This window comes from Nocardia paucivorans NBRC 100373, from assembly GCF_000308675.1.
GTDB classification, from domain to species: domain Bacteria; phylum Actinomycetota; class Actinomycetes; order Mycobacteriales; family Mycobacteriaceae; genus Nocardia; species Nocardia paucivorans.
Genome location: NZ_BAGE01000046.1, coordinates 318,441 through 335,016 on the forward strand (window position 1 = coordinate 318,441; position 16,576 = coordinate 335,016).

General features: G+C 66.4%; 7 protein-coding genes and 1 tRNA gene. 4 read left to right on the plus strand and 4 right to left on the minus strand.

Annotated features, from left to right (window positions below):
- Positions 1-7: 7 nt before the first annotated feature.
- Together ON32_RS17260 and ON32_RS28910 are read left to right on the plus strand one after the other, a co-directional pair.
- The gene (locus tag ON32_RS17260; protein ID WP_051133348.1) at positions 8-1,069 is read left to right on the plus strand and encodes a winged helix DNA-binding domain-containing protein; all 1,062 of its coding nucleotides are present in this window, start codon (positions 8-10) and stop codon (positions 1,067-1,069) included.
- 158 nt (positions 1,070-1,227) lie between these two features.
- A complete protein-coding gene (locus ON32_RS28910) occupies positions 1,228-1,383 on the plus strand; it encodes a hypothetical protein (protein WP_157224218.1) in 156 nt (51 codons plus the stop codon).
- Positions 1,384-1,424: 41 nt separating this feature from the next.
- Here the strand turns inward: ON32_RS28910 and ON32_RS17265 are convergent.
- Positions 1,425-1,497, minus strand: a tRNA-Lys gene (locus ON32_RS17265).
- A gap of 122 nt (positions 1,498-1,619) precedes the next feature.
- Between ON32_RS17265 and ON32_RS17270 the strand changes: the two genes are divergently transcribed.
- A complete protein-coding gene (locus tag ON32_RS17270) occupies positions 1,620-2,708 on the plus strand; it encodes a DNA polymerase III subunit beta family protein (RefSeq protein ID WP_051133349.1) in 1,089 nt (362 codons plus the stop codon).
- Positions 2,705-3,229: a hypothetical protein gene (locus ON32_RS17275; RefSeq protein ID WP_040791914.1), complete on the plus strand. Its 525-nt coding sequence runs from the start codon at positions 2,705-2,707 to the stop codon at positions 3,227-3,229. Before ON32_RS17270 ends, ON32_RS17275 begins: the two co-directional genes overlap by 4 nt.
- 200 nt (positions 3,230-3,429) lie before the next feature.
- Here the strand turns inward: ON32_RS17275 and ON32_RS17280 are convergent, their stop codons facing one another.
- The 3 genes from ON32_RS17280 to ON32_RS17295 form a co-directional block, all read right to left on the minus strand.
- Positions 3,430-6,336, minus strand: coding sequence for a hypothetical protein (locus ON32_RS17280; RefSeq protein WP_157224219.1), 2,907 nt, complete (start codon positions 6,334-6,336; stop codon positions 3,430-3,432).
- A gap of 298 nt (positions 6,337-6,634) precedes the next feature.
- Entirely contained in the window at positions 6,635-6,838 is a 204-nt protein-coding gene (locus ON32_RS17290; protein ID WP_040791917.1) for a hypothetical protein, read from the minus strand.
- Positions 6,832-16,512 (minus strand): helix-turn-helix domain-containing protein, encoded by a 9,681-nt coding sequence (locus tag ON32_RS17295; protein ID WP_157224220.1) that lies wholly within the window; start codon positions 16,510-16,512, stop codon positions 6,832-6,834. The genes ON32_RS17290 and ON32_RS17295 overlap by 7 nt, the downstream gene beginning before the upstream one ends.
- Between the last annotated feature and the right edge of the window lie 64 nt (positions 16,513-16,576).

Consider the following 16,576-nt stretch of genomic DNA (forward strand, 5'->3'; position numbering starts at 1 on the left):
ACTTTTCATGGCCTTCGATATCTCGGCCCCACACGCCCGCCGACACCGCCTGCGCAACCAGTTGCTCGCCGGCTCGGACCTCGCACCCGCGGACGTGATGGAACGGGCCGTGGCCCTACAAGGGCAGGACCTGTCCGCCGTGGTGCGCGCCATCGCGCTCCGTTCCCGCCCCGACACCACCGTCGCCGACGTTGTTCGTGCCTTCGACGAAGGACGACTCGTCCGGTCGTGGCCGATGCGCGGAACGCTCTTCGCGACCACTCCCGGACATCTGGCGACCCTGCTGTACTTCACCGCCGAACGCATCCACCGCATGACAGCCGGACGCCGCGAACAACTCGGACTCGACACCCACCTCATCGCCCACGCCCGAGACGTCCTGCACGAGGCGTTGACCGAACGCCCCCGCACCCGCGCGGAAGCTCTGGCGCTGTGGGAGGCAGCGGGTATCGATACCACGGCCGGACGTGGCTACCATCTGTTCATGCACCTGGCCGTGGACGGTTTCGTCCACTGGGGACGATTCACGGCCACCCGCGATGAGCAGATGCTCGAGCTGTCGACAACGCCGCCACCGGACGACCCCGAAAGCGCGCTCACCGGAATCGTGCGCTCCTATATCGAAGCCCGAGGCCCCGCCACCCTCGCCGACCTCGCCTGGTGGACCAAACTGCCCAAGACCATGCTGCGGCGCGCGGCGGCATCGATCGACGATCTGGTCGAGGTCACGGTGAACGGAACACCGGCGTGGGTCATCGGTGCGCCACCGGGTGGCGACGGCGGGGAGGCCCCGGACCACGTGTGTCTCGTGCCCGGATTCGACGAGTGGATTCTCGGCTATACCGACCGGTCCCTCGTCGCGAGCCCGGCCGCGTTGAAGGCGCTGGTCCCGGGAGGGAACGGCGTATTCCGTCCAGCGATCCTCGTCGACGGAATCGTCGTCGGGACGTGGAAGGCGTCGCGTCGTTCCGGTTCCCGCGACACCACGGTCACCCACCTCGTCGAGAGCCTTTCGACCGATACGAAGAAGGCCGTGGACGATGCCATCGCCGCTTGGCCGTACCGCTGAGCTCGAACTCGATCGATGCAGCTCATGGCATCGAAGGGCCGGTGAGCTCTGCGCTCTCCACATCGCTCCCGGCCCTGGTCTGCTGCTTCCGCTCGAGGATGTCTCCGACTTTCCTCCGGGCGTTTTCACCGGGCGAGACGCCCTCCATGGTGGACACCATGACACACCGAACCACCGCACACGAGTCGAATCCCGTTGCTCCACAGCCGAGCACGTATCGCCGACGGATCCTCGACGCGGCAGCGGCGTCGGTGAACGCCGCCGCCTTCACCGACCAGGGGGATATGGCCGCCGGAGCTCGGACCGGCCGATGATCGACGGGATGACACAACGCACCGCTGCGAATAGCGGTCGGTAGGCCCCCGGGGACTCGAACCCCGAACCCACGGATTAAAAGTCCGCTGCTCTACCCATTGAGCTAGAGGCCCGTACTTTCACGTTATCGCCGTCGGCAACCCATTTTCCCGGACCGACCACCCGGGTTCCGGCACGTGATCGGTCTGTCGCTTCGACTTGACCTTCATGTTGCTCGAACCCCGATCATGGGCGGGTGTCCGGTTCTGAGCTGATAACCATCGGTGCCTTCGCCCGTTCGAGCGGTCTGACCTCGAGCGCGCTGCGGTTCTACGCGGATTCGGGCCTGCTGCCGCCCGCCGATATCGACGAGGTCACCGGGTACCGCTACTACAGCGTCGCCCAGGTCGACCACGCGGTGATCATCCGGCGGCTCCGAGAGATCGGTATGCCGCTGGACACGATCGCCCGGGTCCTCGACTCCGATGCCGCCGGCGCGGCCGATCTGATCGACGGTCATGTGGCAGAACTCGCGGGGCATGCCCACCGGGCGCGGCGGACCGCCGATATCGTCAAGGCGTCCCTCGGGGAGTCGTCGAGGTGGTCGGTGGCGACGGTCAACGGACCGGTTTTCGCTGCGGCGGTCGAGCAGATTCTCGCCGCCACCGTGCACGAGCCGAACCTTCCCGTACTGGGCGGGGTGCACCTCGAGGTGTCGCCCGAGTCGCTGACGCTCACCGCCACCGACCGTTACCGGCTGTCCACCCGCACGCTGGTCCCCGAGGTGCCGGGCCCCACCGAATGGGCTGCCACGGTCGACGGCGACGATCTGCGGTTCGCACTCCCGGAAATCCGACGCGAGCACCGCGTGCACCTGGAGGCGGGCCCCAACGATGTCCGATTCCGGGCGGGGGACGACACCGCGTCCACCTGTCGGGTCCTGTCCGAACCCTTCCCCGACCATCAGGCCCTCCTGGTATCCCTGCCCACGGCCCGTACACGTGTGGTGACCTCGAAAAGCACCCTGATCCATGCTCTGGAGAACCAGCGCGAACCCTATCTGCGGCTATGCGTCTCGGACGGGTCGATCATCGTCTCGGCGCGGCGCACCGGCGAGCGCACCCGGGTCCCGGCCGTGATCACCGGCCCGAATGTGGAGCTGGCCTTCGGTTTCACCACCCTCCACCCAGCAGTGAGCACCGCTCTCGGGCCCGACGTGATGATCGATATCGGCGACACCACCGACCCGATCGTCATCCGATCCGCCGACAACGGCGATCTCACCACCCTGGCCATGCCGGTCGACCCCGCCACCATCGATGCGGAGAACGGAGCACACGAATGACTGCCGACGCGCAGGTCACCCCCGACCCCACCATGAACGCCATCACCGCCGCCGTCATGCTCGGGCGCAAGGGCGACACCGCTGCCGCCCGGATACGGCTGCTCGCCTTATGGGAGGAGATCGGTGTGCTGGGCGACCCGCTGCATCGTTGCACTCTCGCGCACTACCTGGCCGACCTCTACGACGATCCGGCCCAGGCCCTCGGATGGGATATCCGCGCCCTCGACGCTGCCGACGCCATCACCGATGATCGAGTGCAACGCCACCATGCGGGCCTGCACATCGCCGGCTTCTACCCTTCGCTGCATCTGAACCTGGCCGACAACTACCGGCGACTCGGTTCATGGGAGGCCGCGGAAGAACAGATCACCGCCGCCCGACAGCGCATCCACGCTCTCTCGGACGACGAATATGGAGCCATGATCCGCCGCGCTGTCGCAGAGGTCGCCGACGCCATCGCGGAACGCTCCACCGCGCGTCGAGCGAGCGCACCCGGAGCGGGACGGAACCCGGCTTCATAGCGGCCCAGGACATCCCCCGTGCCCGCAATTCCGGCCCCTCACTCGTGGGTCTCCCTTGCGCACCCTGACGACGGTTTCCGGCGAGGCCCTCGGCGCCCGAGGCAAAGCGGCTACGGCCGGCAACGATCGGCCACCAATACGCTCGGTGATTCATGGTCCGGGGCCACCCGGCGCGGCACTTCCTCCTGGTATGGACCGGTTCAGTGCGGTCCGGCCGAACCGGTGACGAAACCTTCGTCGGTGTCATCGGCCGCAATCAGGTTCTCGCCCACACCCTCACCAGGGCGAACCAGTTTCCCAGCGCTGTCGAAAACGATGCCCAGCACCGTGGTCACACCCCGATCGGCGCAACCGTCCAGCCACTCTCGGATCTCGTCCTCATCGACCCATACGTATTCCACGTCGTCGACCATCTCGAATACCACGGCATGTCCGGATTCGTCGGTCGTCACCGCGAACGCGTGATCACCGGAGGAACCGAAGCGCATCACCCCCGCGACCGCTCCTCCGTGGCGGTGCACATGGGCCACGGTCTGCTCCAACGAACCGAGTACCACCGCATCGCGCCGCCAGTGCGCGCCCAGCTCCGTCGCGAATCGGCCTCTGTCCAGCCCGCGTGCCCGCACCAACGCGTTATCGGTCACGCCGGCCGGTTCCCGACCGGTTACCCGCCGAACGAAATCGCCGACGACCCGAATCACACCGGGGGCGCAGTTCTGTGGCCAACGGTCGCGGGCGCGAGCCATATCCGACAGACCGTTGTCGTTTTCATCGGCGTCCAGGTTCGCCCTCGTCACCGTCTCCGCGAGGTCGGTGTCGAATTCGTGCCCGAGACGCTGCAATTCGAATTCGCGCCGCAGGAGGGTGTCGTGGTAGTCGAGTAGGGACAGCAGTTGTTGGTAGCGCTCCGCCGGCCGTGCTTTTTCCATCGCCCACAGTCGGGGTGACATCTCGTCGGGATCGGTCACCCACACCGGTAGTTCGACATTCGGTGCCAGTTGCTCCAACTGCCGAGCACTCAGCGATTCCGGGTCGATCCCGAACCATTGGACCAGCCGTTCGCGCGTATCCCTCAGGAGGTCACGCAAACGCTCCGGGACGGTCGGGTCCTGGAGTAGCTCGAGCGCGGTCAGCCCGTAATCGGCCCAGTCGACCAGCTTGTCCCGCACGGGTTCCGGCAGCGGCATGCTTCGCCGGCGCGCCACGAGTTCACCCGCCGCCGCGTTCAGGCGATCCGCGTCGGCCGCGAAATGCGCGAATTCCTCGGTCGCACCCGGAAGTTGCTGTTGCGCCCGCTGATACGACGCGAGCAACGCCGGCTCCAGGGAGTCGATCCGTTGCAGGCGCGTATCGGCGAGTTCGAAGGCCTCGATGGCGGCCATGGTGTCGTAGGCGCGCGAGAACCGTTGCGTTGCCTCGGCCAACCAGGGGGACTCTTCCGATTCGGCGAGTACTTGCCGCACCCGGACGTTCACGGTCAGCTCGTCGGCGGAGATACCGAGCCGGCCGGCCAGAATCGCCCGTTCCCGAGCGAGTTCGCCCGCCCATTGCGCCCGCAACGCAGATCCCGGTCGCACGATATCCGCCGCCGTGCGCGGACCGAACATCACATCCAGGCGTCTGCGGGCACTACGACGTTCGTCACGAACGATATCGCGCAGTTCCACCAGCCGATCTCCCGGCAGACCGGGCACGGTCTCGCTCGGGGAACCGGGTGGGTCCGCTTCCGACGAAACGGTGGAGTGATCGGGGGCGCCGCGCGGTTCGTCCGGGTCGCTCGCCTCGAGGAATTCCGCCGCGGCGGGTTCGAGTTCCGGAACCGAGTCCTCGGTTTCCGGAGCGGATGGCACGAAACGGTCGAAATAGGACAGCAATCGGGCGTCGAGCAGCGCCGCAGGGACCAATATCTCCCCGATACCGTGTCCCACCAGGTGGATTCCCGGCATCTCGATACCGGTTGTCTCCGCGTAATACATCCGGTATCGGATCAGGTCGACCAGATCCGATACCGGCCCGTCGACCTCCCGCCCCTGCCATACCAGGGCCGCGGTCAACCTTTCGGGATCGGACACGGACAGCTCCTGATGGTGGTCCACCGCTCGCTGTAGGCCCGCTTCCAGTGTTTCCGGGGTGGACCGACCGCCCCACACGTGCACGACCAGACGCTGCGCGAACGCTATCGAACCGATCCCCACACAGTGGGTCGCACCGTCGGTGCCGGCCATCGCCAACACCCGTAGCAGCTCCTGCCCCGGCAACCGATGCGCCCAACGGGAGGCGAGATTCAACACCCGCACCATCTCTTCCCGATATCGCATGGCCCGGTACGCCGCGGCATCGCCCTCGGTGATCGCCGCGGCCCGCGCCTCGGCCAGTTCCCGGCCGAACAGGATCATCTGCGCCTGGTGGCGGGTGTCGAACGGGATACCCGCGAGATCCGCGATGCGCTCCGGCGCCAATACCAGCAGCGCCTGCTTCGCCGGTCCCGCCTCGTCCCACACCGAGGCGACCGCCCTCGGGTCGTCACCGGTCTGTTCCAGGTCCAGCAGCGCGAATCCCGCGAGCACATCGGCCTCTGACGGGAGAGCCACCTGTAGGACATCCCAGCCCGGTTCCGGCTCGACCGAATCGAATTCGCCGGCGAAGTCCGGCTCGGCCGTGGCGGCGAGCACCACATCACCGCCCTCGCCCCGTCCCACGAGGTGGACTGCGGGTCGATCCGGACGGTTCGCGGCGGATTTTCTTATGTCGTTGCACTCGGTGGCCAGCCGGATCAGCTCGGCGCTGTCGTGCCGGACGCGGTATTCGAGGATCCGGGCCCAACTCTCGGTGGGGGCGGTGGTCAGGTCGAAGGTGAACAGCCCGACCATCGCCACCGAACCGCGCGCATCGCGTTGTTGCCCGAAATACTCGACGGCGGAAGCGACGTCGTCGTAGAGATCATCCTGGTCTGCGACCGTTTCGGGGACATAACAGATCAGGGTTTCGGCGGCACGGATATCACCGAGCTCGACCGGGACCAACAACCGTCCCCGAATCGGCGACGATTGCGCCTCGGCGGTGTCGGGTAGGTGCCGCGCCGACCGCACTCGTACTCGCACATCCACGGAGTCCAGGTATTCGGTCAGCGCGGCCCGAATCGTTTCGACGATTTCCGTGACGGTCGTCTCCCTGACCCGGAAATCGGGAGCCGGGCCGTTCGGTTCGCCACCCGGAAGATCCAGCGCATGACCGTGTCGGTCGAAGGCCGCGGCCCAGATACCGTCCGAACCATCGGTATCGGTGTCCGCGAAGTCCTCGAATCTTCCGAACAGACCCTTGCCCGGGTCCTGGATCTCGATCCAACCGTCACTCCCGGACTCGTCGTACCGGTACGCGTGGCCGCTCGCGCCTCGTCCCGCGACCTCAGGACCCTTTGACCACCACCAGCACCGATACCCCGTCGCGTGCCGCGGCGGGCAGGTCGGCCACCAATTCCCGTATCGCGGCTTCGAGCCCGCTATGGGCCCGCTGGGGATCGACCGGGAAATACGACAGCGAACCACCGGCATCGGCGGCGAAATCGGTGGCCCACATACCTTGCAGCCCGACCCGGCGGGTCGTCACCACGGCCTGGTTGCCGGCTCCCCGTCGATATCACCGCCGCTGTCGTTTCGGGGTGTACCGGCCGGGTCCGGGCCGACCAACGGTTCGGTGGGGTCCGGCTCCGGACCGGTATCGGCGCGACTTCCACCCGGTGGGTCGTCTTCCTCGCCGAAATGCAACGCCAGGTCGCCCTGGTCGCTGCCGATGGCGACATTGTCGATGGTGACATGGATTTCTCGGGTGCCTCGCGTTCCGGAAAGCACCATGGTGACCACGCCATCGGCCCCGATCAATCGGGGAGCACGGCCCGAATCCGTACCGGAGGTCCGTTCGACGACGGTGTCGATCGCATGAGCAACCTGCCGTTCGGGCCAACCGGTCATCAGTGCGGGTAGCAGCAACTGCGCCAATTGCGCTCGTTCCGGCCGGTCGCGGTGGAGCCGGGTGCGCACCGTCACCGCGGCATCCGCCACCTCGATATCCAGCAGCGGGCCACCGTTCATGTCGCGAACTCGAATACGGTGGCTCGTGCCGAGCCGCTCCAACGGCCACAGCCGGACTTCCTTGTGTGCCAACACCCGGTCGAGTACCGCGGTGAGCGCGGTGCGGCCGTCGGCGTCGAGATCCGGTATCCGGCCGAGGGTATCTCCGATCCGTGTGGCCGGATCCAAAGGTGCGGTGGGGTGGGCCTGTGCGTCGAGCTGCCGGGCGTGAGCCTCCCGTTCCGCCAGGAGCTCTGTCGCTCGGACAACGGGGTCGACGGCCAGGAAGCGTTCACACATGGTGATCACTCGGTTGTCGCTCGGGGATTCACCGCCCCTGACCGGCGGCTGCCACCGCGCCTTCTCCACCAGGTCGTGGGCTCGCTCCACGGTGATCTGCGCCGGTTCGATCTTCAGGAGTTTCGCCAGTTCGTCCCGTATCTCGTCGCGTTCCCGCGTCAACGTGTTCAACAGCGGCGTTCCCGGCCGCACCTGGGTGGGGTCGAGGGAATACTCGACGGCGAGCCGATCGCATTCGTCCCGCTGGAGATCGGCCTGCTCGTAGGCGTCGATCACCTCGTCGAGCAGCCTCACCCGGGCATCCCAGCGATGGTGGGTCTCGAGGAGTGCGACGCGGTGCCGGCTCGGGGGGTCGTAGGCGCGGTGCAGCAGTTCCAGCTCCACGGAACCGGGCTCGGGTAGCTCCGGTCCCATATCGGCCAGGGCGGTGTGGTTCTGCGCCCGGCGCGCCCGCGCCTCCTCCTGTTCCCGGACCAGCGCGGTCAGCCGCCCCTGGATATCGAGCTCGGCCTGCGAATCGACAACCGCCCCCGATGCTTGCACGGCGGTGTCCACCCCCTCGACAGAGGCGGGGGCGCGATCGCGCCCGTGCGCGTCATCCCAGGCCCAACCGTAGAAGTCGGCGTAGGTACCACCGGCCAGTCGCGGGCCGATGTGCTCCAGCAGCGGGCGCACGGCCGCGATCCCGACATTCCAGGCAACCGTGACCTCGTCCGGGGACGGCGGACCGTCGGGAGCGACGACATCGAGAGACCGCAAATAGGCAGCGGTGTAGGCGAGCTCCACCGCATCGGGTGGGTCGGTGTCGTGGCCGGCTTCCCGCAGCTGCCGCATCGCCTCCGCACGCCCGGCCAGCGCCTCCGCCTCCTGGTCGAGACGCCGCCGCACATAGTCCGCGCGGGTGGACATCATCAGCTCCCGCGCGGCCGTGCCGTCGGTGCGCGTTCGCTCCTGGTGGACGTGGAAGGCGCCCGCGACCATGGCGGCGGCCAGTTCGGCGTCGGAACCGCCGATATCGAGCACCAAGGCCTTCCTGGCCGGGTACAGCCGGTCGTCGGTGTTCACCTCCAAGAGCACCTGAATATCGTTGTCACGCAGAACACCGTCGGCCCAGCGACCGGTCACCGTCTCCCGCAGTATGTGCCGGACCCGGCGTAGACGCCGCTCCGCGGCCTGTTCGGCCAGATTCAGCCAGGGGACCTCGGGCAGGTCCGGTACGGGGCGCGGCTCCGGCGTTCCGACATAGCTCAGCCATACACCGCCGTTCCAGTCGACGGAAGCGGACAGATACACGCATCCACGCGTCGCGAGGTCGGCCGATTCGGGGTGAGCGGCGATCGCGGCGTCGCGCAACTCGGCATGTCCACTGCCATCGGCCACGACGAACAGGCGCGGATCGTCACCGTCGATCGCCGCGACGTGATCGGTCAATATCCGACCAGGCTCCTGACTCAGCACATCGTCGAGCACATCGCGGGCCGCCAACGCCTCGGCCTCCGCGCTCCGTGCGGCCACGTCCCGCGCCGCGGTCGCACGCCAGGAGACCAGGTCACGCAGGATCAGTGTGGCGTGCTCGCGACGTCGGGCGTCGGCGGCCGAAACCGGTTCGGGCGTAGCGACACGCTGCCGTTCCAGCTCCCGTTCGAGGGCGCGATCCAGCCGAGCGAGGTCTCGGTGGGCGGCGGATCGAGCCATGGCGGCCCATCGGATCTCCTGCCTTCGTTCATCCGTGGTCGGTGTGTGCAGCTTCGCAGAGTCGGCGAATTCACGAGCGAAATCCCACCTGTCTTCTGCCTGCCGCACGTAGTACTCCCACTCTCCGGTCGAGTGGAGATATTCGAGCAGGGCCTCGACACCGGCCTCGTATCCGATGGCCTCCTGCTGCGCCACGGCGAGATCCGGCCGCAGCTCCGCGGCGTCCTCGACAGCCTCGAGATAGGCCATTCGGAAGATATCCAACTGGGTTCGGTACCCGTCCGCGAGCACGACGTCATAACCGAGCTCTTCCAACGCCAGAGCCACCAGGGCCTCACTGGCGTATGCTCGGGCCTCTTCCCGCAACCTCGCCTCGATGTACTCGTCACGAGACATCGTGTACGGGCTCGCCAGGGAATTCTGGTGGAAGTCGAGAGCGTGCCGATTCTCATGGATCAGAGTTATCGCCTGGCCGAGCAGACCCATGCCATGCTTCTGGATGAGGCTCGTCATCTCGGGACCGTCGAAGTAACCGGTCAATCCACCGGTAATCCGACCTACATGTCGAATCTTGACGAACGACAGCAGTTGAGCCACCCATTCCGACCCGGCCTCGTCCAAGAGCGCCCGCACCAGATCGGCGACGGTATCCGCCGAAAGACCCACCGCGAAATCGAGTTCGCCCGCCTCGACCGGACGACCACCGGACAGATCGATCGAATTGCCGTCCGGATCGAAGGCAACCGCCCATACACCCCGCAGCTCCGCGGGTCCGGCCGAGTCCTCGAACACCCCGGACACCCCCCTGCCCGGATCTTCGATCCGTATCGCGCCGTCCCGATACACCAGCCGGAACACATGCCCGAGGTCATGGTGTTCGTCGATCTCACCGGCACCGATGAACACCAGCGCCGAAGCTCCCTCCCGCCGGGATTCCGGCAATGACCGCAGCGCATCCGCAACGCCCCGATACGGATGTGCCGAACCGGCCTCGAACCGTCGCACCGACGCGGGATCCCCATTCGCGATATGCAAGATGTCCATCACCGCCAGGCCGCGAAGGGCGATTTCCTCCGCCGTGGGCAGCGCATCCCGATTCACCCACGGCAATAGCTCCAATACCAATCGCCCACACTGGTTGGCGATGTTCTGCGCCTGGCGGGCGCCGGTCGAATCGGACGGTGCGGTGCGGGCGGCGCCACCGTCGCCGACGGCCGGTGCGGGCTCGGTGGAACCATCGCGGCCCTCGGCGGGGGATGCGATGCTCCTCAGCGCATCCTTCGGGGTGGGGACCGATGGCGGCGGAGGCGATACCACCGGTGGAGCCTGCGACGGCGCATTGAGAGCCGCGTGGTCCGCTCCGACGGTGTGCAGCCCATCGACGAGACCGGTTTCCCGGTACGGAGTCGCTTTCCTACCACGCTTGCGCTCGACCGCGGCCGGGCGCGCATTCGGACGGTGCGGCTCGGGCGGCACCGACGTCGCCGATCCCCACTTCGACCGGAGGTTTTCGGCCAGATCCGCGCGATCCGACGAGATCCACCGGTACTGCTCCGGTTCGGGCGTGGCCCAACGGTCCAGTCCCAGCGGTTGCCATATCTGCTCGATCTCCGCCCGGATGGAACGCAGCTCGGCGAGGTCGCGACCCAGACGATGCATCGGAGCCACACGCTCCAGATCCGTGATCAGCGCCGTCAACCGCTCCGGCCGGAGGATATCGAGAACCGCCCGAAATCCGTCTCCGGATATCTGTTTCCACGATGGGAAACCGGCTCGGTCGAGACGCTCGCCGGTGGCATCGAGATTTTCCGCCCTCGACATCCGCTCCGCCACATGGGGTATGTCCCGTTTCGCTATCTGCGCCAACAGCCCATATACCGCTCCGGCCGGGTTTTCCCTCGACAATGTGTGCAGGGCAAGGGACACCCACAGCACCGCGAAATCCACCTGCTCGGAAGCGAGCACCAATCGCCTCCGGGTGTCGAGCAGCTGTTCATCGCCCTCGCCGAAGTAGATGAGGCCCTCCCGTACCTTCTCATCCGCGAACAGCGACCAGTCGGATTCCATCGACCAGTCCCGGTACCGACCACTTGCCTCGAAGAAGTCCAGACGAGTCCCCTCGTAGTCTCCCTCCACCATCAGGGTCGCTTCCCGAGCTTTGGGTACGCCGGTCACCGTCATCGTTACGGTCGAGTCGGCGCGTAGGGCGAGAGTCGATACGGCGAACCCTATCCGCAGGCGCGCCCGCTCGATATGGTCTCGAACCTTCCATCCGCCCATCACCGACTTGACCAGCCATTCGACCAGTTCCGGCGTCTCCTGCCCGCTGCCCTTCTTCAGATGCAGTTCGGCCTGCAACCGCGGCACCGGCCCGTCGGTCGCCGTCATCCGCAACAGCAGCCTCTCGGTGGCGGAATCGAATATCTCGACCATGTGGTCGCCCGCGGCGTTCACCGACTCCCGTCGCTCGATACCTCCGTCGGCTACGGCACTGGCCGGCAACACCGCGACCATCGACAGTCGAGAACGTGGATTCCATTGGGAATTGCCGCGATTACCGGACGGTTCACCTCCGTACGGAGGCTTCCACCGGCGGCGCGACGCGGCTTGGCCGACCAGGAAGTCGCTGTCGCGCAAACGCACACCGTCCCCCGCATCGGGCATCACCGCCGGACCCACCTGCTCGCCCCGGTGATCCAGGAACAGCGCCGCGATACCCTGATCCGCCGGGATGGTGTGTGGGACGAATTCGGGCCGGAACACCCCCGCGCCCGGGTCCCGCAGTTCCACCCGCACGGTCCCATCCCGCTCCACTCGGCGCACCAACCAGAAGGCATGGCCGAGAGCGCCGTGCTCATCGGTCCCCGGCACCGCCGGAACGAACACCACCACGGCGATGTTCTCGCCGCTACCGTCCCCGCGCCGATCCAGTTCCTCCCCCCATGCCCGCAACCGGGCATCCGCCTCGGCGATATCGCTCAGGATCCGCGCCCGCTGCCCACCCAGTACCGACTCGATATCGCCGACCCAGGTCCCGGCAAGATCTCCGCGCTGCGGCACCCGGCCGAACGTACGCCCGTATTCGGTCTCGATATCGGCGACCACCAGCGGGCCACACCGATCGGGTTGCCGGGTCGGTGACGATTCCGACCGTCGATACGGCGCCAATTCCCCCGGCACCTCCTCCGGAGCCGACCTACCCGTCACGACATCGGCACCACGCCGCGTCGAAGAACCGGGAAGGTCGAGGGCCGACGCCGACCGCCCGATCGCGGGAGGCCCACCCACGTTCGATTCACCGGTTCCGTCGACGACGGCGGCCTCGAGCAGTTTCCGGGCCAGCTTCTGGGCCATGCGGGACCGCAACGAGCCGGTGGATTCGGGACTCTTACCCAGGCGGACCGCCAACTCACCGCGATCGGTGATCCCCTCCCCGAACCACAGCTCACCCAAACGGCGTTCGCTCTGCGAATTCAGCCCTTTCGCGAGTTCCATCAACAACGCGCGCGGCGCCCGATCGACCAACTCCCGCGCCCGCCCGGTCGAGAGACCGGAGCCGGCACCGAGCTCCCGCAGCTCGGCGAGGAAAGCCCGAACCTCCGGCGTATCGGGCACCGCCGAAGGTCCTCGCACCGAGCCGGACGCATCCCCCGGAAACGAGCGATCGCCATAAAAATCGGCGAGTTCGGGCTTGAAGCGCAACATGGCCGAACGCATGGTCTCCGATGGAATGTCGAATGCGTCGCGCACCCTATCCAGGTGCGCTCTTCCGACCCGCTTGTTTCTCTCGGTGAAACCGACAAAAACATCGCTGACGCCGAGGCGTTCGGCGAATTTCAGCCGAGTCAGTCCGAAAGCCTTCCGGACCGCCACCAACCAGTCCCCCAACGACTCGAATCGGTCGTCCATCGGATCCGGAAGCGACTCGACAAAATAACCGGCGAGATCAGGGGCGAAACGCTCGGCTGCCGCCCGCAGGGTAGCGACCGGAAGATCGAGGACCGCACCGAACGATCGCAGATATTCGACGGTAACCGAACGCGAACCGGTTTCGACGGATTGGACAGCACGCCCGGACCACCCCATCGACTTGGCGAGTTGCTGCTGGTTGAGTCCATGATATGTCCGGACCGCACGCATCCAGTCGATCAGCGACTCGTGGTCAGGATGACGCGGATCGGTGATCGATGGATTCGAAGGATCCGCAACAGGTCGCGAATCCCGCAACGCCGCCGCCAATTCACCGACGGCCCGACGCACTTCCACATCCGATTCCCCGGCCCGTATCCCCAACCCGAACCGCCGCCACAACAACTGGCCGTCCTCCGCCGATACTGCGCCCATTGCTCGCTCGATATCGGCATCCTCGGCCGCGACAACCAACCACCGCGCCTCGACCAACCCGGTATCCCCTGCCGTTACCTCCGCAACGGCCGCCCGTATCCGTTGCATCAGATCCGTATCGAGGCGCATCGGACCGGTGGCCAGACCCTCGACCACCGCATCCGCGGCGCCACGTAACCTATCCCGAACAGTCCACGTGCTGCGCCCCACCTGCGCGGCTATCTCCGGTACCGTCCGTCCCTGACCGAGCAGTTCGATGACTTCCCGATGCTCCGGACGAATCAGTTGGGCCGCTGCCTCTCGCGCCAACAACGGATTTCCACGCAAACCGGCTTGAACGACGGAGATCGGATCGATGCGACCGGCGGCGGCAGCAGCGGCGGCAATTCGGACAGGTATGGGTGGCAGTATGGTGGCCAATTCGAGTACGGCCTGCTGTTCCAGCCTGATCATCCGTTTGTAATGGATCCCTACCTCGGCTGCCGTCTGCTTCAGCGTCAGACCTTCCAAAAAGTGCAAGGCAGCGCCGTCTCTCTGCTCCTCGGGCAGCGTCTTGATCGCCTCCACCAACGCGGACCTGTCCACCACACTCGCGATGCGCACATAGACTCGCGCAACTTCCGAAGGCAACTCCACGCCGCCATCGATGACCCCATCCACACCACTGTGAGTGATCTGGTCGACGGCGAAATCGTCACGATCGGCAGAAGAATCGAAGAAAGCACCGACGAGACCAGGGGCAAAATGCTCGACTGCTTCCCACAGAGTAACGACCGGAATACCAAGGGCCGCACCGAACGACCGCAGATATTCGACGGTAACAGACCGTTGACCGGCCTCGAAGCGCATGATGGATCTCTCGGACCGCCCCACCAACTCACCGAGCTGTCGTTGGGTGAGCCCATGATTCCTCCGGATCACACCCATCCAACCGCCCAGCGACTCGTGGTCGGGGTGGTGTGGATCGGTGATCGGCAGATCCGCAAGCTCCATACCGGATCGCGAATCCCGTAACGCCGCCGCCAACCCATCGACGGCCCGCCGCACCTCCACATCCGATTCCCCGGCCCGTATCCCCAACCCGAACCGCCGCCACAACAACTGGCCGTCCTCCGCCGACACCACCCCCAACGCCCGCACGATATCGGCATCCTCGGCCGCAGCGATCAATTCACGCACCTCGACCAACCCGGCCTCGTCCGTCCCCGCCAACACCGCTGAAGCGGCCGACCGTACCCGCTGCACCATATCCGGATCGAGGTTCACCGGACCGATGGCCAGGTCCTCGACCACTGCCTCCGCGGCACGCCGCAACCACTTCAAAGGGGGTGGCTCGGAGCGTCCTGTCTGCGCGATTATCTCCGGTACCATCCGCTCTCGAATGAGCAATTCGACGGCTCCCCGGTATCGCGGATCATTCTCCCGAGCAACGGCCTGCCGCACCGTCGCCGGGTCCACATGAAGACCGAGTCGAACCACGGATACCGGATCGACGCGGCCGGCGACGGCAGCAGCGGCGGCGACTCGCAAGGGGATGGGCGGCAAGATCCCGGCCAACTCGACCGCGGCCTGCTGCTGCAGCCGGAGCATTCGAGGCAGTTCGATCCCCGTCTCGGCCGCCGCCCGCGCCGACGACAGGCCCTTTACGAAGCACACGTCGGCGACGGGCCGCAGTTCCTCGGGCAGTGCATTGATCGCCTCCACCAACGCGGACCTGTCCACCACACTCGCGATACGCACATAGACTCGCGCAACTTCCGAAGGCAGCCCCTCACCACCCTCGGCCACCTGGTCGACGGCGAAATCGTCGCGATCGGCAGAAGAATCGAAGAAAGCACCGACGAGACCAGGGGCAAAATGCTCGACTGCTTCCCGCAGAGTAACGACCGGAATACCAAGGGCCGCACCGAACGACCGCAGATATTCGACGGTAACAGACTGATGGCCGGTCTCGAAGCGCATGATGGACCTCTTGGACCGCCCCACCAACTCACCGAGCTGTTGTTGGGTGAGCCCATGATTCCTCCGGATCACACCCATCCAGCCGCCCAGCGACTCGTGGTCGGGGTGGTGTGGATCGGTGATCGGCAGATCCGCAAGCTCCATACCGGATCGCGAATCCCGTAACGCCGCCGCCAACCCATCGACGGCCCGCCGCACCTCCACATCCGATTCCCCGGCCCGTATCCCCAACCCGAACCGCCGCCACAACAACTGGCCATTCGCCGCCGACACCGCACCCAACGCCCGCGCGATATCGGCATCCCCGGCCGCGGCAACCAACCCACGCGCCTCGACGACCCCGGCATCATCCTCCCCCGCCAACACCGCCACGACGGCCGACCGCATCCGCTGCACCACCCCCGGATCGAGATCCACCGGGCCGGCGGCCAGATCTTTGACCAATGCATTCGCGGCACGACGCAACCACCCCTGAACGGTTTTCTTGGTGCTCCCCACCTGCACAGCTATCTCACCCGTTGTCAGCCCTTGAACGAACAGTTCGAGGATTTCCCGATACCGCGGATCGTCCTCCCGAACAACGGCCTGCCGCACCATCTCCGGGTCCATATGAAGACCGAGCCGAATCACGGATACCGGATCGACGTGACCGGCGACTGCAGTAGCGGCGACGACTCGCAAGGGGATGGGCGGCAAGACCCCGGCCAACGCGACCGCGGCCTGCTGCACTCGGTCCACCTGACGCCGGCTGAGCCCCCTCTCTGCCACTATCTGCGTCAGCATCAGCCCTTCCACAAAGTGCAAGGTGGCGCCGGGCTTCTGTTCCTCGGGCAGCGCATCGATCGCCTCCACCAACGCGAACCTGTCCACCACACTCGCGATACGCACATAGACTCGCGCAACTTCCGAAGGCAACTCCACGCCACTGTAAACAGCCTCATCGTCGGCGAGATCGAGCGAGAACCCCCGAGCGATACGA

Bases quoted from the DNA above. Each gene is read 5' to 3' on its own strand.
- ON32_RS17260 (WP_051133348.1), top strand. From the start codon at position 8: ATGGCCTTCGATATCTCGGCCCCACACGCCCGCCGACACCGCCTGCGC.
- ON32_RS28910 (WP_157224218.1), top strand. From the start codon at position 1,228: ATGACACACCGAACCACCGCACACGAGTCGAATCCCGTTGCTCCACAG.
- ON32_RS17275 (WP_040791914.1), top strand. From the start codon at position 2,705: ATGACTGCCGACGCGCAGGTCACCCCCGACCCCACCATGAACGCCATC.